Below are 18,874 nucleotides of genomic sequence, written 5' to 3'. Positions count from 1 at the left end.
ACAAACTTGCCTGTAGTACAAGAAGCATAAACCTTCTTGATATCTTTATTACGGTATCACTCCAGAAAGGAGGTGTTCCAGCCGCACCTTCCGGTACGGCTACCTTGTTACGACTTAGCCCCAATTACCAGTGTTACCCTAGGGCGCTCCTCGCGGTTACGCACTTCAGGTACTCCCGGCTTTCATGGCTTGACGGGCGGTGTGTACAAGGCCCGGGAACGTATTCACCGCGCCGTGGCTGATGCGCGATTACTAGCGAATCCAGCTTCGTGGAGTCGGGTTGCAGACTCCAGTCCGAACTGAGAGGGGCTTTAGGGATTGGCCAACCGTCGCCGGTAAGCTGCCTTCTGTACCCCCCATTGTAACACGTGTGTAGCCCCGGACGTAAGGGCCGTGCTGATTTGACGTCATCCCCACCTTCCTCACATCTTACGATGGCAGTACCGCCAGAGTCCTCAGCATTGCCTGTTAGTAACTGGCAGAAAGGGTTGCGCTCGTTATGGCACTTAAGCCGACACCTCACGGCACGAGCTGACGACAACCATGCAGCACCTTCATACATGCCTTGCGGCTGATCTGTCTCCAGATCATTCATGCATAATTTAAGCCCGGGTAAGGTTCCTCGCGTATCATCGAATTAAACCACATGTTCCTCCGCTTGTGCGGGCCCCCGTCAATTCCTTTGAGTTTCACCGTTGCCGGCGTACTCCCCAGGTGGGATACTTAATGCTTTCGCTTGGCCGCTGACCGTATATCGCCAACAGCGAGTATCCATCGTTTACCGTGTGGACTACCAGGGTATCTAATCCTGTTTGATACCCACACTTTCGAGCATCAACGTCAGTTACGCTCCAGCAAGCTGCCTTCGCAATCGGGGTTCTTCGTGATATCTAAGCATTTCACCGCTACACCACGAATTCCGCCTGCCTCTACCGCACTCAAGAACGCCAGTTTCAACTGCAATTTTAAGGTTGAGCCCCAAACTTTCACAGCTGACTTAACATCCCGTCTACGCTCCCTTTAAACCCAATAAATCCGGATAACGCTCGCATCCTCCGTATTACCGCGGCTGCTGGCACGGAGTTAGCCGATGCTTATTCATAAGGTACATACAAAACTCTACACGTAAAGCACTTTATTCCCTTATAAAAGAAGTTTACAATCCATAGAACCTTCATCCTTCACGCTACTTGGCTGGTTCAGGCTCTCGCCCATTGACCAATATTCCTCACTGCTGCCTCCCGTAGGAGTTTGGACCGTGTCTCAGTTCCAATGTGGGGGACCTTCCTCTCAGAACCCCTATCCATCGTAGGCTAGGTGGGCCGTTACCCCGCCTACTACCTAATGGAACGCATCCCCATCGTTTACCGATGAATCTTTAATGGTACTATCATGCAATCTTACCATACTATCAGGTATTAATCTTTCTTTCGAAAGGCTATCCCTGAGTAAACGGAAGGTTGGATACGCGTTACTCACCCGTGCGCCGGTCGCCGGCGATTGAAGCAAGCTTCAATCCCGATGCCCCTCGACTTGCATGTGTTAAGCCTGTAGCTAGCGTTCATCCTGAGCCAGGATCAAACTCTTCATTGTAAAATATCTTGTACATCCGTTAGGATGTGTTTTGTCTCTGTTCAGGATACCGTTTTATCTTTAAAATTGACGGTTTATTCTTACTTTTCATCACATCATATATATATAATGTGACGCTTGTACTACATTCTGTTTGTTTATCTAAAATCTTTCAAAGAACTTTCTTTCGTTTTGGAAGTGAAAGCGTTTGCAAAGATAAGGGATTTATTTTTAACCACCAAACTTTTTCGAAAGTTTTTTTTGAAAAAGTTTTTTTCAGTTTAAAAACCATACTTTCTTTCTCGCTCCCTTGCTACTACAAGGTAAGATACTCAAAAGGATTTTCATATCTCCTTACTCAGCTTCAGCATGTCAACTTAACCGCTCTCCCTCTCGAAAGCGGATGCAAAGGTACAGACTTTTTTCATTCCTGCAATAGTTTAAACGACTTTTTTTCAAAAAAAATATCACTTTTGGCGTAATATACTGTAAATCAAAGAAAAAGAGTTCAATAATAATTTAGTAATCTTGAAAGCTATATCAAATAGTAAAATTTATACACATAATAATATTTAGTAAATTATATACAGGCATATATTATTTATGGCATAAAACTTCGCTTTTCGAAGCGTGCGCACGTTCGATTTAAAATGGGCGCACATTCAATCCAAAACGTACGCACGTTTTGCCTAAGACGAAAGGTCATTTTTTTAAACGTATGAAACAAGAAAAAAAGCGAAACTACATCGCTGCAGTTTCGCTTCTACTAAATACATATAAAACCAAAACAGATTGTAATTAATGCCATGAAAATTGGCAGGACATGGCATGTTTATATATATTTCTCAATACGTTGCATAGCCTCTATACAGTCCTCGCGTTTTCCGAATGCAGTAAGTCGAAGAAAACCTTCGCCCGAAGGACCGAAACCTACACCCGGAGTACCAACTAAATGTGCTTTCTCCAACAGAGTATCGAAGAATTTCCATGAATCATAACCTTCAGGAGTCTTTAGCCACAGATATGGCGAATTTACTCCTCCATAAACCTTCATTCCGGATTTCATCAAACCTTCGCGCATTATATGTGCATTTTCCAGATAATAGTCGATATTCGCTTTTACTTGTTCCTTACCTTCAGGAGAATATATTGCCTCGGCAGCACGCTGTGTGATATAACTTGTACCATTAAATTTTGTACACTGGCGCCTCAACCATAATTTATTGAGCTGAACTTTCGCACCCCCAGCAGCTGTAGCAACAAGTTCATCAGGAATTACAGTATAGCCACAACGTACTCCTGTAAATCCGGCTGTTTTAGAAAAACTTCTGAATTCTATGGCACAATGTCTGGCCCCATCTATCTCATATATTGAATGCGGAACGTTCTCCTCGCGTATAAATGCCTCGTATGCAGCATCGAAGAATATTATAGAATCATTTGCCAGAGCATAGTCAACCCATTTCTTCAACTCATCTCTGGTAAGTGTCGTACCAGTAGGATTATTGGGATAGCACAAATATATTATGTCTGCTCGCTCCATCGGCAATGAAGGGACAAAATTATTCTCCTCATTACAAGGCATATATGTAATGTTGCTCCAGCATCCGTCACTAGCCAACTCTCCTGCCCTACCAGCCATAACATTGCTGTCTATATATACAGGATAAATAGGATCGGTAACAGCTATCTTATTCTCACGACTGAAAATATCGCCTATATTTCCAGTATCACTCTTTGCTCCATCATTTATGAAAACTTCATGAGCTGAAAGTTTTATTCCACGTGATTCGAAATCATTTTTTATAATTGCCTCTATCAGAAAATCATACCCTTGTTCAGGACCATATCCGTGAAATGATGCAGATGAAGACAACTCATCTGCAGCACGGTGCATAGCCTTGATACAAGCTTCAGGAAGCGGACGTGTAACATCACCTATTCCTAGTCTGATAAGGTCGATGCTCGGATTTGCCGCCTTGAAGCTGTTCACTTTCTTTGCTATGTCCGAGAAAAGATAACTGCCAGGCAGTTTCAGAAAATTATCGTTAATTTGCGCCATTATATTTAATTTGTTAGATGTTAGAAGAGAGTTGTTGGTTGTTAGACCTAAAAACTTAAATAGCTATCTCTCCATCAAAAACTTTTACAGCAGGACCTGTCATATATACATGCCCGTCTGCTTCATTCCATTTAATCTTAAGTGTGCCACCATCCATTATCACCGATGATTCCCTGCCACACTTGCCGATATATGATGCCGCCACAGCTGTAGCACAGGCCCCTGTACCGCATGCCATGGTTATACCAGAACCTCGTTCCCATACTCTCATACGAATGCTTCTATCCTGATAAACCTGTGCGAACTCAACATTTACACGATTAGGGAACAACGGATGTTTCTCAAGCGCCGGTCCTACGGTATTGATGTCCACCTCTGATATATTATTTACAAATATCACCAAATGAGGATTACCCATTGATACAGAAATTCCTTCCGTATATCCATAACCGTCGCCTAACTGAACCTTTCCCAAAACATTAGGAGCACCCATATCGACAGTTACAGCATCCACATGATTATCATTTGTCAAATGAAGTTTCAGAATTTTTATTCCGGAAAGGGTTTCCAGTGTTACTTCGGTCTTTGCCGTCAGTCCCTCCTCATAAAGATATTTGCCTATACAACGGCTTGCATTACCGCACATCATTGCTTCCGAGCCATCGGCATTGAATATACGCATGCTGAAATCAGCAATTTGCGACGCTCCTATAAGTACAAGTCCGTCGCTGCCTATTCCGGTGTGATACTTACTCCACTCCACAGCCAGCTCTTCAGGGTCATCTATAGGATATTGGATAGTGTTGACATAGATATAGTCATTACCGGCACCATGCATTTTTGTAAATCTGATATTCATCTTTTTAGTTGTTAGTTGTTGGGAAAAGAGTTGTTGGTTGTCAGTTGTTTAAACTAAAAACAAACGACTAATACCTCAATAAGCCGATTCATGTACTCCTGCCACAGCACGTCCGCTAGGATCGTTCATTCCTTTGAACGATGCATCCCAAGCCAAAGCTTCGGCCGTAGAGCAGGCTACACTAGGAACACTAGGAACCGATCTGGCAGCCGATTCACTAGGAAAATGTTCTTCGAATATGCTGCGATAATAATATTCTTCTTTGTTCTGAGGCGGATTGATAGGGAACCGATCTGCTGCATGTACCATCTGCTCATCTGTAACTGCCGCAGAAGTCACCGCTTTCAGAGTATCAATCCATGAATAGCCTACACCATCGGAGAACTGCTCCTTCTGTCGCCATGCCACTTCCTTAGGGAGAAGTGAGGAGAATGCATCACGCACAACCTTCTTCTCTATCTCCTTGCCGGGACACATCTTGACAGCCGGATTAAGACGCATAGCCACATCAAGAAACTCCTTATCAAGAAAAGGTACCCTGCCTTCCACGCCCCATGCAGAAAGCGACTTATTGGCACGCAGACAGTCATAAAGATGAAGTTTTGAAAGTTTACGTACTGTCTCTTCATGGAATGCACGTGCATCAGGTGCCTTATGGAAATACAGATAACCTCCGAAAACCTCATCAGCACCTTCACCACTCAACACCATTTTTATACCCATCGACTTGATGACTCTTGCCAAAAGATACATAGGAGTAGATGCACGTACTGTAGTGACATCGTAAGTCTCTATATAATAAATCACATCGCGTATAGCGTCAAGACCTTCCTGGATAGTGTAGTTTATTTCGTGATGTACTGTTCCGATGTGTTCTGCCACAAGACGGGCCTTTTCCAGATCGGGCGCTCCCTTAAGCCCTACAGCAAATGAATGAAGCTGCGGCCACCATGCATCCTGTTTTCCATCAGTTTCCACTCGTTTGTCGGCAAACAGTTTCGCTACGGCAGAAATAACAGACGAGTCAAGTCCGCCGGAAAGTAATACGCCGTATGGGACATCACTCATAAGCTGTCTCTTCACAGCATCTTCCAAAGCCAAACGTACATCACTCACCTGAGCTTTGTACGCCTCATCATCAGGCATCTCAGTATATCTGTCTTTCACTGCTTCATATTCTGTCCAGTTGCGGTTATACCATCTGTGCATCTTACCTTCACGACTCCAGTAATAATGTCCTGGCAAGAAAGGTTCATATTCATCACACATTCCTTCCAGAGCTTTCAATTCACTCGCACAATATACTTTACCGTCAGCATCATGTCCTATATACAGAGGTATCACTCCTATCGGATCGCGGGCTATAAGGAACTCATCACGTTCTTCATCATAAAGTGCGAAAGCGAATATTCCACTCAGTTTCTCTATGAAATCGACTCCGTACTGACGATAAAGAGCCAGTATTACCTCGCAGTCGCTTCCTGTACTGAAATCATACTTTCCTGCAAATTCCGCACGTATATCACGATGATTGTAAATTTCACCGTTTACTGCCAAAATCTGTTTTCCGTCAGGCGAATATAATGGTTGTCCACCACTCTGAGGATCGACTATCGACAAACGCTCGTGTGCCATAATTGCAGAGCCACCGCAATATATCCCGCTCCAATCCGGTCCACGGTGGCGTATGCGTTTCGCCATAGTGAGAGCCTTTTGTCTCAACTCAGGCGATTGCTGTTTTATATTGAAAATACATGCTATACCACACATAGTTGTAATTAAGAATTAAAAATTAATAATTAAAAACGAGTTCAATTAAAAACTTATTCAATTAAGAATTAAAAATGAGTGGATAGCATCTCCACTAATTATTAATTCTTAATTATTAATTTTTAATTAGTCATTATCATCTTATCTATCTCCGCAGCCGCCTTTCGTCCCGCAGCGATACATTTCACCACTAGCGACGGACCTGTAGCGGCATCACCTGCCACAACTGCATTCGCAGGCAATTCAGGAAGCTGAGGTTTCAGGAATCCCATAGCCAACAGGACAAGGTCTGCCTTTATTGTATCTTTCTTGCCTGTAGGTTTCATTACAGGACGTCCGCCATCTGCAGCCGGAATCCATTCTACTTCTTCAACTTCCACTGCTGTCACCTTTCCATTTTTGCCAACAAACTTATTTGAATTCAAGCACCAGCGACGTGTACATCCCTCTTCGTGGCTTGAACTTGTTTTCAGCACAACTGGCCACTGTGGCCAAGGAGTAGCAGGATTATGTCCAACCGGAGGCTTAGGCATAATTTCTATCTGAGTAACACTTAACGCACCCTGACGATGAGATGTTCCTATACAGTCGCTACCCGTATCTCCACCACCAATTACCAGTACATGCTTTCCGCGGGCAGATATCCTGTCTTTCTCTGCGATTTCCTGCCCTGCAAGCACTCTGTTCTGCTGTGCCAGCATCTCCATAGCGAAATGGATACCTGACAGTTCACGTCCCGGTATTGACAAATCCCTAGCCTGTGGAGTACCTGTACATACGGCATACGCATCAAAACCTTCAGGTAGTTTCATCAAATCAATTTCTGAATTAGTCTTAAAGATTATACCTTCAGCTTCCATTATCCTGAGACGCCTGTCTATGATATTCTTTCCAAGCTTGAAATTGGGTATTCCATATCGTAAAAGACCTCCAAGCATCTCATCGCGTTCGAACACAGTAACTTCGTATCCACGTTTGTTCAGTTGGTTTGCAGCTGCTAGTCCGGCAGGTCCCGAACCAATCACAGCCACCTTTTTCCCGTTTCTTTCATATTTTTTCGGAGAGATATATCCTTCGCGGAATGCTGCCTCAATAACGGCAGCCTCATCTTCGCGAATAGTTACAGGAGAGTCTATACTGAGCTTCAGTACACACGATTTCTCACACAGAGCAGGACAGATACGACCTGTAAATTCAGGAAAGTCGTTTGTAGCGCTCAATATTTCGTAAGCCTTGCGCCAGTCGCCTTTGCACAATGCATCCTGAAACTCGGGAGGGCGATTTCCCAGCGGGCAAGCCCAATGACAGAATGGTACTCCACAGTCCATGCAACGGCTGGCCTGCAATTTACGTTCGCTAGTGTTGAGTGTCTGTTCCACTTCACTATAATCGGCAACACGTTCGTGAACAGGACGGTAGCCGGCCTCTTGTCGAGGTATATTTAAAAATGCTTTTGGATTTCCCATGTTATTCAATTAAAAATTAAGAATTAATAATGAGCGGATGACATCACTCCTAATTATTAATTGTTCATTATTCATTATTAATAGTCTCTCTGTACCTCCGCAATCTTCTGCTGCAGTTTCTTCATCTGTTCCTCGGCCAGAACACGTTTGTATTCTATAGGAGTAACCTGGATGAATTCATCTATATGATTCTGCCATTCATCAAGCAAGGTGCGGGCCAGTTTCGAACCGGTAAATCTCCAATGACGTTCGATAAGTTCCATCAACTCCTTACGTGATGCAGAGTCCTCAAGCAGATTAAGCTCCACCATCTCCATATTACAGAAATAGTCGAAACGATGTTCAGGATCCCACACGTAAGCTATACCGCCACTCATACCGGCAGCAAAGTTTCTTCCGGTATCGCCAAGCACTACCACACGTCCGCCTGTCATGTACTCACAGCAGTGGTCGCCAACTCCTTCAACAACGGCTATTGCACCTGAGTTTCTCACTGCAAATCTCTCTCCTACACGTCCGTTAATATAAACTTCACCTTTAGTGGCACCATACATCAGAGTATTGCCTGCAATAGTATTCTTAGATGCGTCGAACAGTGAACCTGACGGAGGCAACAGACAGATACGTCCACCGCTAAGACCTTTTCCAACATAGTCGTTAGCCTCGCCTTCCAGACGGAATGTCACTCCCGAAGTCAGGAACGCACCGAAACTCTGTCCTGCCGAACCTTTAAACTTCACGTTAATAGTACCGTCAGGCAAACCTGCATGACCGTATCTTCTTGCCACCTCACCTGATAGCATGGCACCTGCCGAACGGTCTGTATTGGAAATAGTATATTCAAGCTCAACAGGCTTCTTATTATCCAAGGCTTCTTTCGCCGCCGAAATCATAGCCCTATCCTTTATACCCAATAAGTCAAGAGGCTTGTCGGCTGTATGATGAATGTCAGCATTGCTCTCTACTTTATGTAAAATTCTTCCGAAATCCAGACCTGACATTTTTCCTTTACTGTCCGAAGAATCAACTTGAATAAGATCTGTACGTCCTACAATATCTTCCAGTTTTGTGAATCCCATTTCTGCCAGATATTCTCTTACTTCTTCTGCCAGGAAACGGAAATAATTGACAACATATTTATAATGTCCACGGAAATGCTGACGCAATTTCTCATCCTGAGTAGCTACTCCGACAGGACACAGATTGGTATGACATTTTCTCATCATAACACATCCCAACACTATCAGTACAGAAGTTCCAAAAGCAAATTCCTCAGCTCCCAGCAAAGCCATACTTATTATGTCACGTCCTGTTTTCAGCTGTCCGTCAGTCTGCAGACGTACCTGTCCTCTAAGACCATTCAGCACAAGAGTCTGCTGAGTTTCGCTCAGACCTATCTCAGGCGGAATACCGGCATATCTCATTGACGAAGCAGGAGAGGCACCTGTACCACCTTCGGCTCCTGAAATCACAATCAGGTCGGCCTTAGCCTTTGCCACACCTGCCGCAATGGTACCAACACCACTTTCAGCCACCAGCTTAACGCTTATAGCAGCTCGCGGATTGACATTCTTCAAGTCGAAAATCAACTGCGCAAGGTCTTCTATAGAATATATATCGTGATGAGGTGGAGGAGAAATAAGCGATATTCCAGGAATAGAATGACGTGTACGGGCAATTACTTCATCAACTTTAAATCCCGGCAGTTGTCCACCTTCTCCCGGTTTTGCTCCCTGTGCCACCTTTATCTGGATTTCCTCGGCATTGACCAAATACTCAGTAGTCACTCCGAAACGTCCCGAAGCTATCTGCTTGGTCTTGCTGCACAGACTGATATCTCCGTCTTCGGCATGATAAATTTCAGAGAATCGGTTGCTGTCTTCACCACCTTCACCGGTATTGCTTCTTGCTCCAAGACTGTTCATTGCCAATGCAAGAGCCTCATGAGCCTCCTTGCTAATTGCACCGAACGACATTGCGCCAGTAACAAAATGTTTCACTATATCTTCTACTGGCTCCACCTGGTCTATACTGATAGGATTCCTGCGGAAACCGAAAAAGTCGCGAAGGAAAATAGGATTTTCCTTTTTATCTGCTTTAGCTGTAAATTCCTTGAACTTTTTATAACTGCCTGTACGTGTAGCAAGCTGAAGCAAACTTATAGTATCGGGGTTCCATGCGTGCTGTTCACCATCTTTTCTGTAAGAGAAAAGACCGATATGATCAAGCAATGCTCCTGCCTCATCTTCAGATATAGCAACACCCGAACGATGGAACCTGAGGTAATCGTGAGCTATATCGCCGATACCAGCTCCGCCTATTGTTGACACGTCGGTACCGAAATATCTTCTCATTACCTCTGTATTCAAGCCAACAGCCTCAAACAATTTAGCTCCTCGGTATGAACGTATCGTGCTAATACCCATCTTGCTCATAACCTTATACAATCCCTTGCAGAGAGCTTTAATATAATTCTTTTCAGCTGTAGCGTAATCAAGCTGTACATCACCTTTCTTCACCAGTCCGTCTATCACCGCAAAAGCCATATACGGACAGATTGCACTCGCTCCATATCCCAAAAGCAATGCAGCATGCATAACTTCGCGCGCTTCACCACTTTCAACTATCAACGCTGTCTGCACACGTTTCTGTACTGAAATCAGATGATGATGAACTGCGCTTACAGCAATAAGTGAAGGCACAGGTGCATATTCAGCATCTACATCCCTGTCTGAAAGCACTATATAGTTTGCACCGGCATCAACAGCCTCTTCCGCACTCTTACACAGATTCTCTATAGCCAGGCGAAGTCCTTCCTCGCCATCCGAAGCCTTGAATACCATTTTCAACTTAACAGTACTGAATCCCTTGTATCTGATATTGCAGAGAATGTCAAGCTGTGTATTAGTAAGCACAGGATGCGGCAGACGCACCATCTTGCAATGTCCTGCGCTCGGACTGAGAATATTGCTTCCTACGGCACCGATATACTCAGTAAGAGACATGACAAGTTCTTCACGTATAGGATCGATAGCCGGATTAGTAACCTGCGCAAACTGCTGGCGGAAATAATTGAACACCGACTGAGGTTTTTCACTCAATACCGCCAAAGGAGTATCGTTACCCATTGACGCTGTAGGTTCCGCACCTGCGGCACACATAGGAGTAAGAGTACGCTCAATATCTTCGCGGGTATATCCGAAGATACGAAGTCTTCTTCCTGCATCCTTCACAGAATTTTCCACCTTACGTCCACTGCGCAAAGTATCAAGCTCTATTCTGTTGGCTGCCAGCCATTCTGTGTAAGGTAAAGCCGATGCCAGATCTTCTTTAACTTCTTTATCGTAATATATTTTACCTTCCTGTGTATCTATCAATAATATCTTGCCAGGCTGCAGTCTTCCCTTAGCTTCTATTTCATCAGGATTGAAACTTATTGTACCTGTCTCACTGGCAACTACCATAGTTCCATTCTTGGTAACCAGCCATCTGGCAGGACGCAAGCCGTTTCTGTCAAGCATTCCTCCGGCATATCTTCCGTCGCTGAAAAGCAATGCGGCAGGACCGTCCCACGGTTCCATCAATATGGAATGATATTCATAGAAGTCTTTAAGTTTCTGGCTGATAGGGTTTTTCTCGTTTATAGACTCAGGTACCATCATGGCAAGCGCATGAGGCAGACTAAGACCTGACATAACGAAAAATTCAAGTACATTATCCATTGAGGCACTATCGCTCATGCCAGGCTGTATAATAGGACGTATTTGAGAAATATCGCCAAGTCTTTCTGACGACAAAACACTTTCTCTGGCTTCCATCCAGGCACGGTTACCACGAATTGTGTTTATCTCGCCGTTATGGGCCATCATACGGAAAGGCTGTGCCAGACTCCATGTAGGAAATGTATTCGTACTGAAACGCGAATGCACCAAAGCCAATGCACTGGTGAAATATGGCTGTGTAAGGTCTGCATAATATTCACGAAGCTGTGTAGAAGTAAGCATTCCCTTATACACCATATTCTTACTGGAAAGTGACACTATATAGAAGTCTTTGTGTTGTATTCTATTCTCTATCTTTTTCCTGATGATATACAGTTTTTTCTCAAGCTCTGCCTCGTCAGCCCCGGCTGTAACAAAAATCTGCTTTACATCAGGCTCTGTAGCTTGCGCGTCCTTACCTAATATATCCGAGTTTACCGGCACTGTGCGTACATGCATCAACGTCATCCCTTCACGCTCTATTTCTTCTATCATTACGCTCATGATATCCTGCTGTGAGGCTTTATCCTTAGGCATAAACACCAATCCTGTTCCATATTTACCTTTTTCAGGAACCGGAATACCTTGTAGAAGAATAAATTCATGCGGTATCTGAATCATGATACCTGCACCATCACCTGTTTTACTGTCTGCTCCTTCTGCTCCACGGTGCTTCATGTTTTCCAACACCTTCAGGGCAGAGTCGATCAATTCATGCGACTTTGCGCCATGCAGGTTGACTATCATTCCTACACCACAGGCGTCATGCTCATTTGACGGACTATATAATCCCTGAAGAGCATTTTCTCTGATAAAATGATTCTCTTTCATTGCGTTTTGGTTTCTTTACGTACTAAATTCCCGTTTATATGTATTATTTTGCACTACAAAAGTAGATATTTATGTGTTTTGTGATTACTTTCATATACAATTTCTTAAAAAAAAGATAGTAACGACTCTAAAATGCTTACAAAACGCTTGTCCAATAAGTGCTATAAAAATAAAACTGTAATCAAAATATGATATTTTTGTTTTGATTTATAAGTTTAAGTCTAAAAAAATCAAATTATATATATTATAAAACATATTCTTTAAGCAGGAAATACTTATTTTTGTATTGAATGAAAACAAGTAAATAAATATGTGTGGAATCGTAGGATACATCGGTAAGCGTCAGGCATGGCCTGTGCTTGTGGAAGGTCTCCGAAAATTGGAGTATAGGGGATACGACAGTGCCGGAGTGGCACTTATAAATACTCCGGGAGACCTGAAAGTTTATAAATCAGTAGGAAAAGTTGCAGACTTGGAACAAACCGTAACAGGTAAAGACACATCAGCGTCAATGGGTATTGCACATACACGTTGGGCAACACATGGAGAACCTAGTACGGTAAATTCTCACCCTCATACTTCTATGAGTGGTCGTCTGGCTTTAGTACACAACGGGATTATCGAAAATTATGCTCTCCTAAAACAGAAACTTATAGATAAAGGATATGTCTTCAAAAGCAGTACTGACACGGAAGTATTGGTACAACTTATCGATTATATCCAGACAGAAGGAAATCTGGATCTTCTGACATCTGTTCAGTTGGCATTAAAAGAGGTAATTGGAGCATATGCCATAGCCGTAATAGACAGAAATCATCCTGAAACAATCATTGCAGCAAGAAAGAGCAGTCCTCTGGTGGTAGGTATTGGCGAAGATGAATACTTCCTTGCATCGGATGCCACCCCTATAGTGGAATATACTAATAAGGTGATATATCTGTCAGACGGAGAAATAGCAGTACTAAGAAATGGTGAACCGATCAAGATTGTTGATTTGGACAATGTGGAATGCTCGCACGAGGCACAAACCATAGCATTAAATATCGGACAGTTACAAAAAGGTGGATATCCTCATTTCATGATAAAGGAAATATTCGACCAGCCTGAATGTATAGCCGACTGCATGCGTGGTCGTCTTAACCCGGAAACTATGTCAATATTGCTCTCGGCGGTAAAAGAACATAGGGAAAAGTTCATAAAAGCACGACGTTTCATTATCGTGGCATGCGGAACATCATGGCATGCAGGACTTATAGGGAAACAACTCATTGAAACAATGTGTCGCATACCTGTAGAAGTGGAATACGCTTCGGAGTTCCGCTATCGTAACCCTGTAATTTCGCCGGACGATGTAGTAATAGCTATTTCACAAAGTGGCGAAACGGCAGACACACTTGCAGCGATTGAACTTGCTCATAGCAGCGGAGCATTTGTTTATGGAATATGTAACGTAGTAGGTTCATCCATTGCACGTGCAACCGACTCCGGTTCTTATATACACGTTGGACCAGAAATCGGTGTGGCATCGACAAAAGCATTTACCGGTCAGGTTACTGTACTTCTGATGTTTGCCCTGTCACTGGCACAGGAAATGGGAACAATATCAACCGATGAATACAAAGAAATAGTATCATCACTCAATGATATACCTGAAAAAATGCGTCAGGTTCTAAAACAGAATGACTACATTGCCAGTCTGTCGAGAATGTTTACATACGCACGTAATTTCATTTATCTGGGACGAGGATATTCATTCCCGATAGCACTGGAAGGAGCACTGAAACTAAAAGAGATATCATATATACATGCCGAAGGTTATCCGGCAGCAGAAATGAAGCATGGACCGATTGCACTGATTGATGCCGAAATGCCGGTAGTGGTCATCGCAACAAATTCACCACTCTACGACAAGGTTCTGAGTAACATTCAGGAGATAAAGGCACGTGGCGGAAGAGTGGTAGCTATTGTTACAGAAGGTGACACGGTAATCAGCTCACTTGCCGATTTCAGCATACCGGTACCTGCAGTTCCTGAGTGTCTGGACGCTCTGGTAACATCCATTCCGCTACAACTGATGGCATACCATATAGCAGTATGCAGAGGACTGGATGTTGACCGTCCACGAAACCTTGCAAAATCAGTGACCGTGGAATAATCCACCGTCACCTTAGTCTTGTAAGGGCAATCTTGATGACTTTCTGCACAGGCGCATCCGGTTCTTCATGAAGAATCTGTCCGACAACCTTCTGCGACGGTGCCTGTGCAAATCCCAACATAGTCAAAGCAGCAACTGCCTCTTCATATATTTCATTATTGGCAGCAGATATAGGTGTAGGAACATTTCCGGTGCTTTCTACACCTATATTTTGTATCTTGTCCTTCAGTTCCACTATTATACGCTGTGCAGTCTTCAGTCCGATACCCTTGACCATCTTCAGCAATTTCTCATTGCCTGAACTTATCACATTACATAATTCAGACGGACTTAAAGCAGAGAGAATCATTCTGGCTGTATTACCACCAATTCCCGACACTGTTATCAGCATAAGAAAAAGCTCCCTTTCCTGTTTTGTCGCAAAGCCATAAAGTACATACGCATCTTCCCTTATAGCCTCGTATATATATAGTTTTACATCCCCCTTCCCTTGTATGGCAGAAAATGTATTCAGAGAAATATTCACACCATATCCAACTCCGTTACAATCGACTACCGCCATGGTAGGTGTAACATCAGCAAGTTTTCCTTTTATATATTCAATCATATTTAAGTTATAAATTATAAGTTAACGACAAAAATAAGCATAACAAAGTTATAAATTGTAAGTTACGTCCGAAATATTTCAAAAAACGTTCTCCTTTTTCTCTTTAGAACAATTCTAATTTTTTATTTTTGCATCGTCAAAAATACAGGATACATTTCTTGTAACAAAATGAATAAGAACAAATAATTAAACACCAATAAAATTATGAAAAAGATTAGAGCTGCCGTAGTAGGTTACGGAAACATTGGAAAGTTTACAATCGAAGCACTTGAAGCTGCTTCTGATTTTGAAATCGCAGGTGTGGTTCGCCGTAATGGTGACGCAAACAAACCAGCAGAACTTACACCATATAAAGTAGTGAAAGACATCAAAGAACTTGAAAACGTTGACGTAGCAATTCTTGCAACTCCTACACGCAGCGTAGAGCAATACGCAAAAGAAATCCTTGCATTGGGAATCAATACAGTTGACAGTTTCGATATACACACACAGATCACATCATTACGCCGCACATTGAACGAAACAGCTAAGGCACACAATGCTGTTTCAATCATTGCTGCAGGATGGGATCCGGGAAGCGACTCTGTAGTACGTACACTTCTTGAAGCAATCGCTCCAAAAGGTATCACATATACTAACTTCGGTCCGGGCCGCAGCATGGGACACTCTGTTGCAGTACGCGCCATCGCAGGTGTTAAGGATGCATTGTCAATGACAATCCCTGTAGGTACAGGAATCCACCGCCGTATGGTGTATGTAGAACTTGAAGAAGGTGCAGACTTCAAGACTGTTGAAGCAGCAATCAAGTCGGATGCATATTTCGTAAACGACGAGACTCACGTTATTCAGGTTCCTTGTGTTGACGACCTCAACGATGTTGGTCATGGTGTAAACCTTGTACGCAAAGGTGTTTCCGGTAAGACACACAATCAGTTGTTCGAATTCGACATGAAGATCAACAACCCAGCTCTTACTGCTCAGGTATTGGTTTGCGTGGCACGTGCTTCTATGCGTCAGCAGCCAGGATGTTACACAATGATCGAAGTTCCTGTAATCGACCTTCTTGAAGGCGACCGCGAAGAACTTATCGCTCATCTGGTATAATCATCAGACTATTTATCAATCTTTCCATAAAATCTCTTTCCCTATTCATTTTGGGAGAGAGATTTTTTTATTTCCTTTGCATATATAATTCAAAAAACTCAAAAGTATGATTTTAGGAAGCATCGTTTGGGACGTAGATCCCATACTTCTTCGCCTTGGTTCTATAGAAATCAGGTGGTATGGACTAATGTGGGGCTTGGGATTTATCCTGGCATACGAAATGGGCTCACGCCTGTTCAAGAAAGAAGGTCACCCTGACGACTGGGCAGACAAACTATTTGTTTATTGTATAGTGAGCGCCGTTGTAGGAGCACGTCTGGGACACTGTCTGTTCTACGAATGGGATTATTATGGCTCACACCCATTAGAGATTCTTAAAATATGGAAAGGCGGACTTGCCAGTCACGGAGGAGTATTCGCATTAATACTTGCCCTGATATGGTATTCCAAAAAGGTTACACACAAAAGCGTATGGTGGTTGTTCGACCGTCTGATACCTGCAGTGGCAGTGGTATGTGCATGTATCCGTTTCGGAAATCTGATGAACTCCGAGATATTCGGCTATCCTACCGATCTCCCATGGGGATTTGAGTTTGTACGTTCACGTGAATGGCAAGAACTTTACAACCAGAATGGAGTGGCACAGGCATGTCATCCTACACAGATATACGAAATGCTGTATTGTGCGGTAGCTTTTATATTCTCATGGCTGGCATACCACAAATTCGGCCTTCAGAAACGAATCGGACTTATCACCGGAATTTCACTTCTGATATTCTTCGGAGCGCGTCTCGGACTTGAATTCATCAAGAATCCTCAAGTGGCAGAAGAAGTAGGCATGACGCTCAATATAGGCCAATGGCTCAGTGTACCACTTATTCTGCTCGGTATATATCTGATTTTTACAAGCGGAAAGCGTAAAGAAGCATTCTGAGAAACTGAATAAAAAGAATAGGAACCAATCTTTTTGATGTAAGGATTGGTTCCTATTTTTTATTTCTCCATTTTCATACAAATATGTTCTGAATATTATTGTAAAATTTCATTCCTCTATAAAAGAAAAAACATTCATATCTCTTACCTGTAACTCCTACCGGCTGCGACATGAGCCGAAAACCCCGTTTTCCACTTTGTGTTTCCCTCTATTTGCACTATCTTTGCAAAAATTTTAATCAATAAATCAATCAATTATGACAAATGAATCAACAGGAGCAGACTTAAAATCTGCAACTGAACAGGACAGCAAGAAACTGTTCATCGAGACTTACGGATGCCAGATGAATGTGGCAGACAGTGAAGTAATAGCATCCATCATGCAGATGGCAGGCTACTCTCCATGCGAAACCCTTGAGGAAGCTGATGCAGTGTTTATGAACACGTGTTCTATCAGAGACAACGCGGAACAGAAAATTCTGAACCGTCTGGAATTCTTCCATTCTCTGAGAAAGAAAAGGAAAAACCTGATAGTAGGTGTATTGGGCTGTATGGCAGAACGTGTGAAAGAAGACCTGATAGAAAACCATCATGTTGACCTCGTGGCAGGTCCTGATGCATACCTGACTTTGCCGGAACTTATAGCATCGGTAGAAGCAGGAGAGAAGGCTATCAATGTAGAGCTGTCAACTACAGAGACCTATCACGACGTAATTCCTTCGCGTATCTGTGGCAATCACATCTCAGGATTTGTGTCAATCATGCGTGGTTGTAACAACTTCTGCCATTACTGTATCGTTCCTTATACAAGAGGGCGCGAAAGAAGTCGCGACGTGGAAAGTATCCTGAACGAGGTTCACGACCTTGAAAAGAAAGGTTACAAGGAAGTAACCCTACTGGGACAGAACGTAAATTCATACCGTTTCGAAAAAGACGGAGAAACAGTGACATTCCCTATGCTCCTGCGTATTGTGGCGGAAGCTGTTCCTGGAATGAGAGTACGTTTCACAACATCACATCCTAAGGATATGAGCGACGAGACACTTCATGTTATAGCAGAGGTGCCAAACGTATGCAAGCATATTCACTTGCCAGTACAGAGCGGAAGTTCGCGCATACTGAAACTGATGAACAGAAAATATACACGCGAATGGTATCTTGAAAGAGTAGAGGCTATACGCCGCATCATTCCTGACTGCGGACTCAGCACAGACATATTCTCAGGATTCCACAGCGAAACGGAAGAAGACCATCAGATGTCACTGTCGCTTATGCGCGAATGTGCATACGACTCGGCATTCATGTTCAAGTATTCCGAAAGACCAGGTACATACGCATCGAAACACCTCCCTGATGATGTGCCAGAAGAGATAAAAATCAGACGTCTGAACGAAATGATTGAATTGCAAAACCAGCTTTCTGCCGAGAGCAACGCTAAAGATGTAGGAAAGACATTCGAGGTTCTTGCAGAAGGCGTATCAAAACGCTCAAAAGAACAATTGTTCGGTCGTACAGAACAGAATAAAGTCGTAGTATTCAACAGAGGTTCACACCGTATAGGTGACTTTGTAAAAGTAAAGATTGCAGAATCAAGCTCAGCTACCCTGAAGGGTGTTGAAGTTACTGAATAAGAGGGTGTGTCAAAATTCATTTTTTGAAAAAATGAACTTATAATTTGAAATTTGAACACCCTAAAAGAGTAAAAAAGGGCCGCATCATTACTCAATACAGAGTTTGATACGGCCCCTTTTAAA

Annotated in this window: 10 protein-coding genes and 1 rRNA gene; 4 read left to right on the top strand and 7 right to left on the bottom strand. The window is 43.1% G+C overall.

Annotation, left to right across the window (positions count from 1 at the left end):
• Nucleotides 1–65: 65 nt before the first annotated feature.
• From OCV82_RS14515 to gltB, 6 genes are all read right to left on the bottom strand, one after another.
• Nucleotides 66–1,593, bottom strand: a 16S ribosomal RNA gene (locus OCV82_RS14515).
• A gap of 811 nt (nt 1,594–2,404) precedes the next feature.
• The gene (locus OCV82_RS14510; RefSeq protein ID WP_154045070.1) at nt 2,405–3,634 is read right to left on the bottom strand and encodes an LL-diaminopimelate aminotransferase; all 1,230 of its coding nucleotides are present in this window, start codon (nt 3,632–3,634) and stop codon (nt 2,405–2,407) included.
• Between the two features lie 55 nt (nt 3,635–3,689).
• On the bottom strand, nt 3,690–4,493 hold the full coding sequence (dapF, locus tag OCV82_RS14505; RefSeq protein WP_154045069.1) for a diaminopimelate epimerase: 804 nt from the start codon (nt 4,491–4,493) through the stop codon (nt 3,690–3,692).
• A gap of 75 nt (nt 4,494–4,568) precedes the next feature.
• Nucleotides 4,569–6,263: an asparagine synthase B gene (gene asnB, locus OCV82_RS14500; protein WP_154045068.1), complete on the bottom strand. Its 1,695-nt coding sequence runs from the start codon at nt 6,261–6,263 to the stop codon at nt 4,569–4,571.
• A 122-nt stretch (nt 6,264–6,385) separates the two neighbouring features.
• Nucleotides 6,386–7,729, bottom strand: coding sequence for a glutamate synthase subunit beta (locus OCV82_RS14495; RefSeq protein WP_154045067.1), 1,344 nt, complete (start codon nt 7,727–7,729; stop codon nt 6,386–6,388).
• A gap of 77 nt (nt 7,730–7,806) precedes the next feature.
• A complete protein-coding gene (gene gltB / locus OCV82_RS14490) occupies nt 7,807–12,321 on the bottom strand; it encodes a glutamate synthase large subunit (protein WP_154045066.1) in 4,515 nt (1,504 codons plus the stop codon).
• A 310-nt stretch (nt 12,322–12,631) separates the two neighbouring features.
• Here gltB and glmS point away from each other — a divergent pair, with 310 nt between their 5' ends.
• On the top strand, nt 12,632–14,476 hold the full coding sequence (gene glmS / locus OCV82_RS14485; RefSeq protein ID WP_154045065.1) for a glutamine--fructose-6-phosphate transaminase (isomerizing): 1,845 nt from the start codon (nt 12,632–12,634) through the stop codon (nt 14,474–14,476).
• A 7-nt stretch (nt 14,477–14,483) separates the two neighbouring features.
• Here glmS and ruvA read toward each other — a convergent pair whose 3' ends face one another.
• Nucleotides 14,484–15,083, bottom strand: coding sequence for a Holliday junction branch migration protein RuvA (gene ruvA, locus OCV82_RS14480; protein ID WP_154045064.1), 600 nt, complete (start codon nt 15,081–15,083; stop codon nt 14,484–14,486).
• Nucleotides 15,084–15,287: 204 nt separating this feature from the next.
• Between ruvA and OCV82_RS14475 the strand changes: the two genes are divergently transcribed.
• The 3 genes from OCV82_RS14475 to miaB all read left to right on the top strand — a co-directional run bounded on the left by OCV82_RS14475 (nt 15,288) and on the right by miaB (nt 18,751).
• Nucleotides 15,288–16,187 (top strand): diaminopimelate dehydrogenase, encoded by a 900-nt coding sequence (locus OCV82_RS14475; RefSeq protein ID WP_154045063.1) that lies wholly within the window; start codon nt 15,288–15,290, stop codon nt 16,185–16,187.
• A gap of 109 nt (nt 16,188–16,296) precedes the next feature.
• Nucleotides 16,297–17,121: a prolipoprotein diacylglyceryl transferase gene (gene lgt / locus OCV82_RS14470; protein WP_154045072.1), complete on the top strand. Its 825-nt coding sequence runs from the start codon at nt 16,297–16,299 to the stop codon at nt 17,119–17,121.
• Between the two features lie 256 nt (nt 17,122–17,377).
• Nucleotides 17,378–18,751 carry a tRNA (N6-isopentenyl adenosine(37)-C2)-methylthiotransferase MiaB gene (gene miaB / locus OCV82_RS14465; protein WP_154045062.1) on the top strand — a complete coding sequence of 458 codons (1,374 nt, stop codon included), beginning with the start codon at nt 17,378–17,380 and terminating at the stop codon, nt 18,749–18,751.
• Nucleotides 18,752–18,874: the final 123 nt, after the last annotated feature.

The sequence above is a fragment of the Bacteroides cellulolyticus genome (assembly GCF_025567135.1).
GTDB lineage: Bacteria > Bacteroidota > Bacteroidia > Bacteroidales > Bacteroidaceae > Phocaeicola > Phocaeicola cellulolyticus.
This window is presented reverse-complemented; position numbering and strand designations above follow the sequence as displayed.

Bases quoted from the DNA above. Each gene is read 5' to 3' on its own strand.
- OCV82_RS14510 (WP_154045070.1), bottom strand. From the start codon at position 3,634: ATGGCGCAAATTAACGATAATTTTCTGAAACTGCCTGGCAGTTATCTT.
- dapF (WP_154045069.1), bottom strand. From the start codon at position 4,493: ATGAATATCAGATTTACAAAAATGCATGGTGCCGGTAATGACTATATC.
- asnB (WP_154045068.1), bottom strand. From the start codon at position 6,263: ATGTGTGGTATAGCATGTATTTTCAATATAAAACAGCAATCGCCTGAG.
- OCV82_RS14495 (WP_154045067.1), bottom strand. From the start codon at position 7,729: ATGGGAAATCCAAAAGCATTTTTAAATATACCTCGACAAGAGGCCGGC.
- gltB (WP_154045066.1), bottom strand. From the start codon at position 12,321: ATGAAAGAGAATCATTTTATCAGAGAAAATGCTCTTCAGGGATTATAT.
- glmS (WP_154045065.1), top strand. From the start codon at position 12,632: ATGTGTGGAATCGTAGGATACATCGGTAAGCGTCAGGCATGGCCTGTG.
- ruvA (WP_154045064.1), bottom strand. From the start codon at position 15,083: ATGATTGAATATATAAAAGGAAAACTTGCTGATGTTACACCTACCATG.
- OCV82_RS14475 (WP_154045063.1), top strand. From the start codon at position 15,288: ATGAAAAAGATTAGAGCTGCCGTAGTAGGTTACGGAAACATTGGAAAG.
- miaB (WP_154045062.1), top strand. From the start codon at position 17,378: ATGACAAATGAATCAACAGGAGCAGACTTAAAATCTGCAACTGAACAG.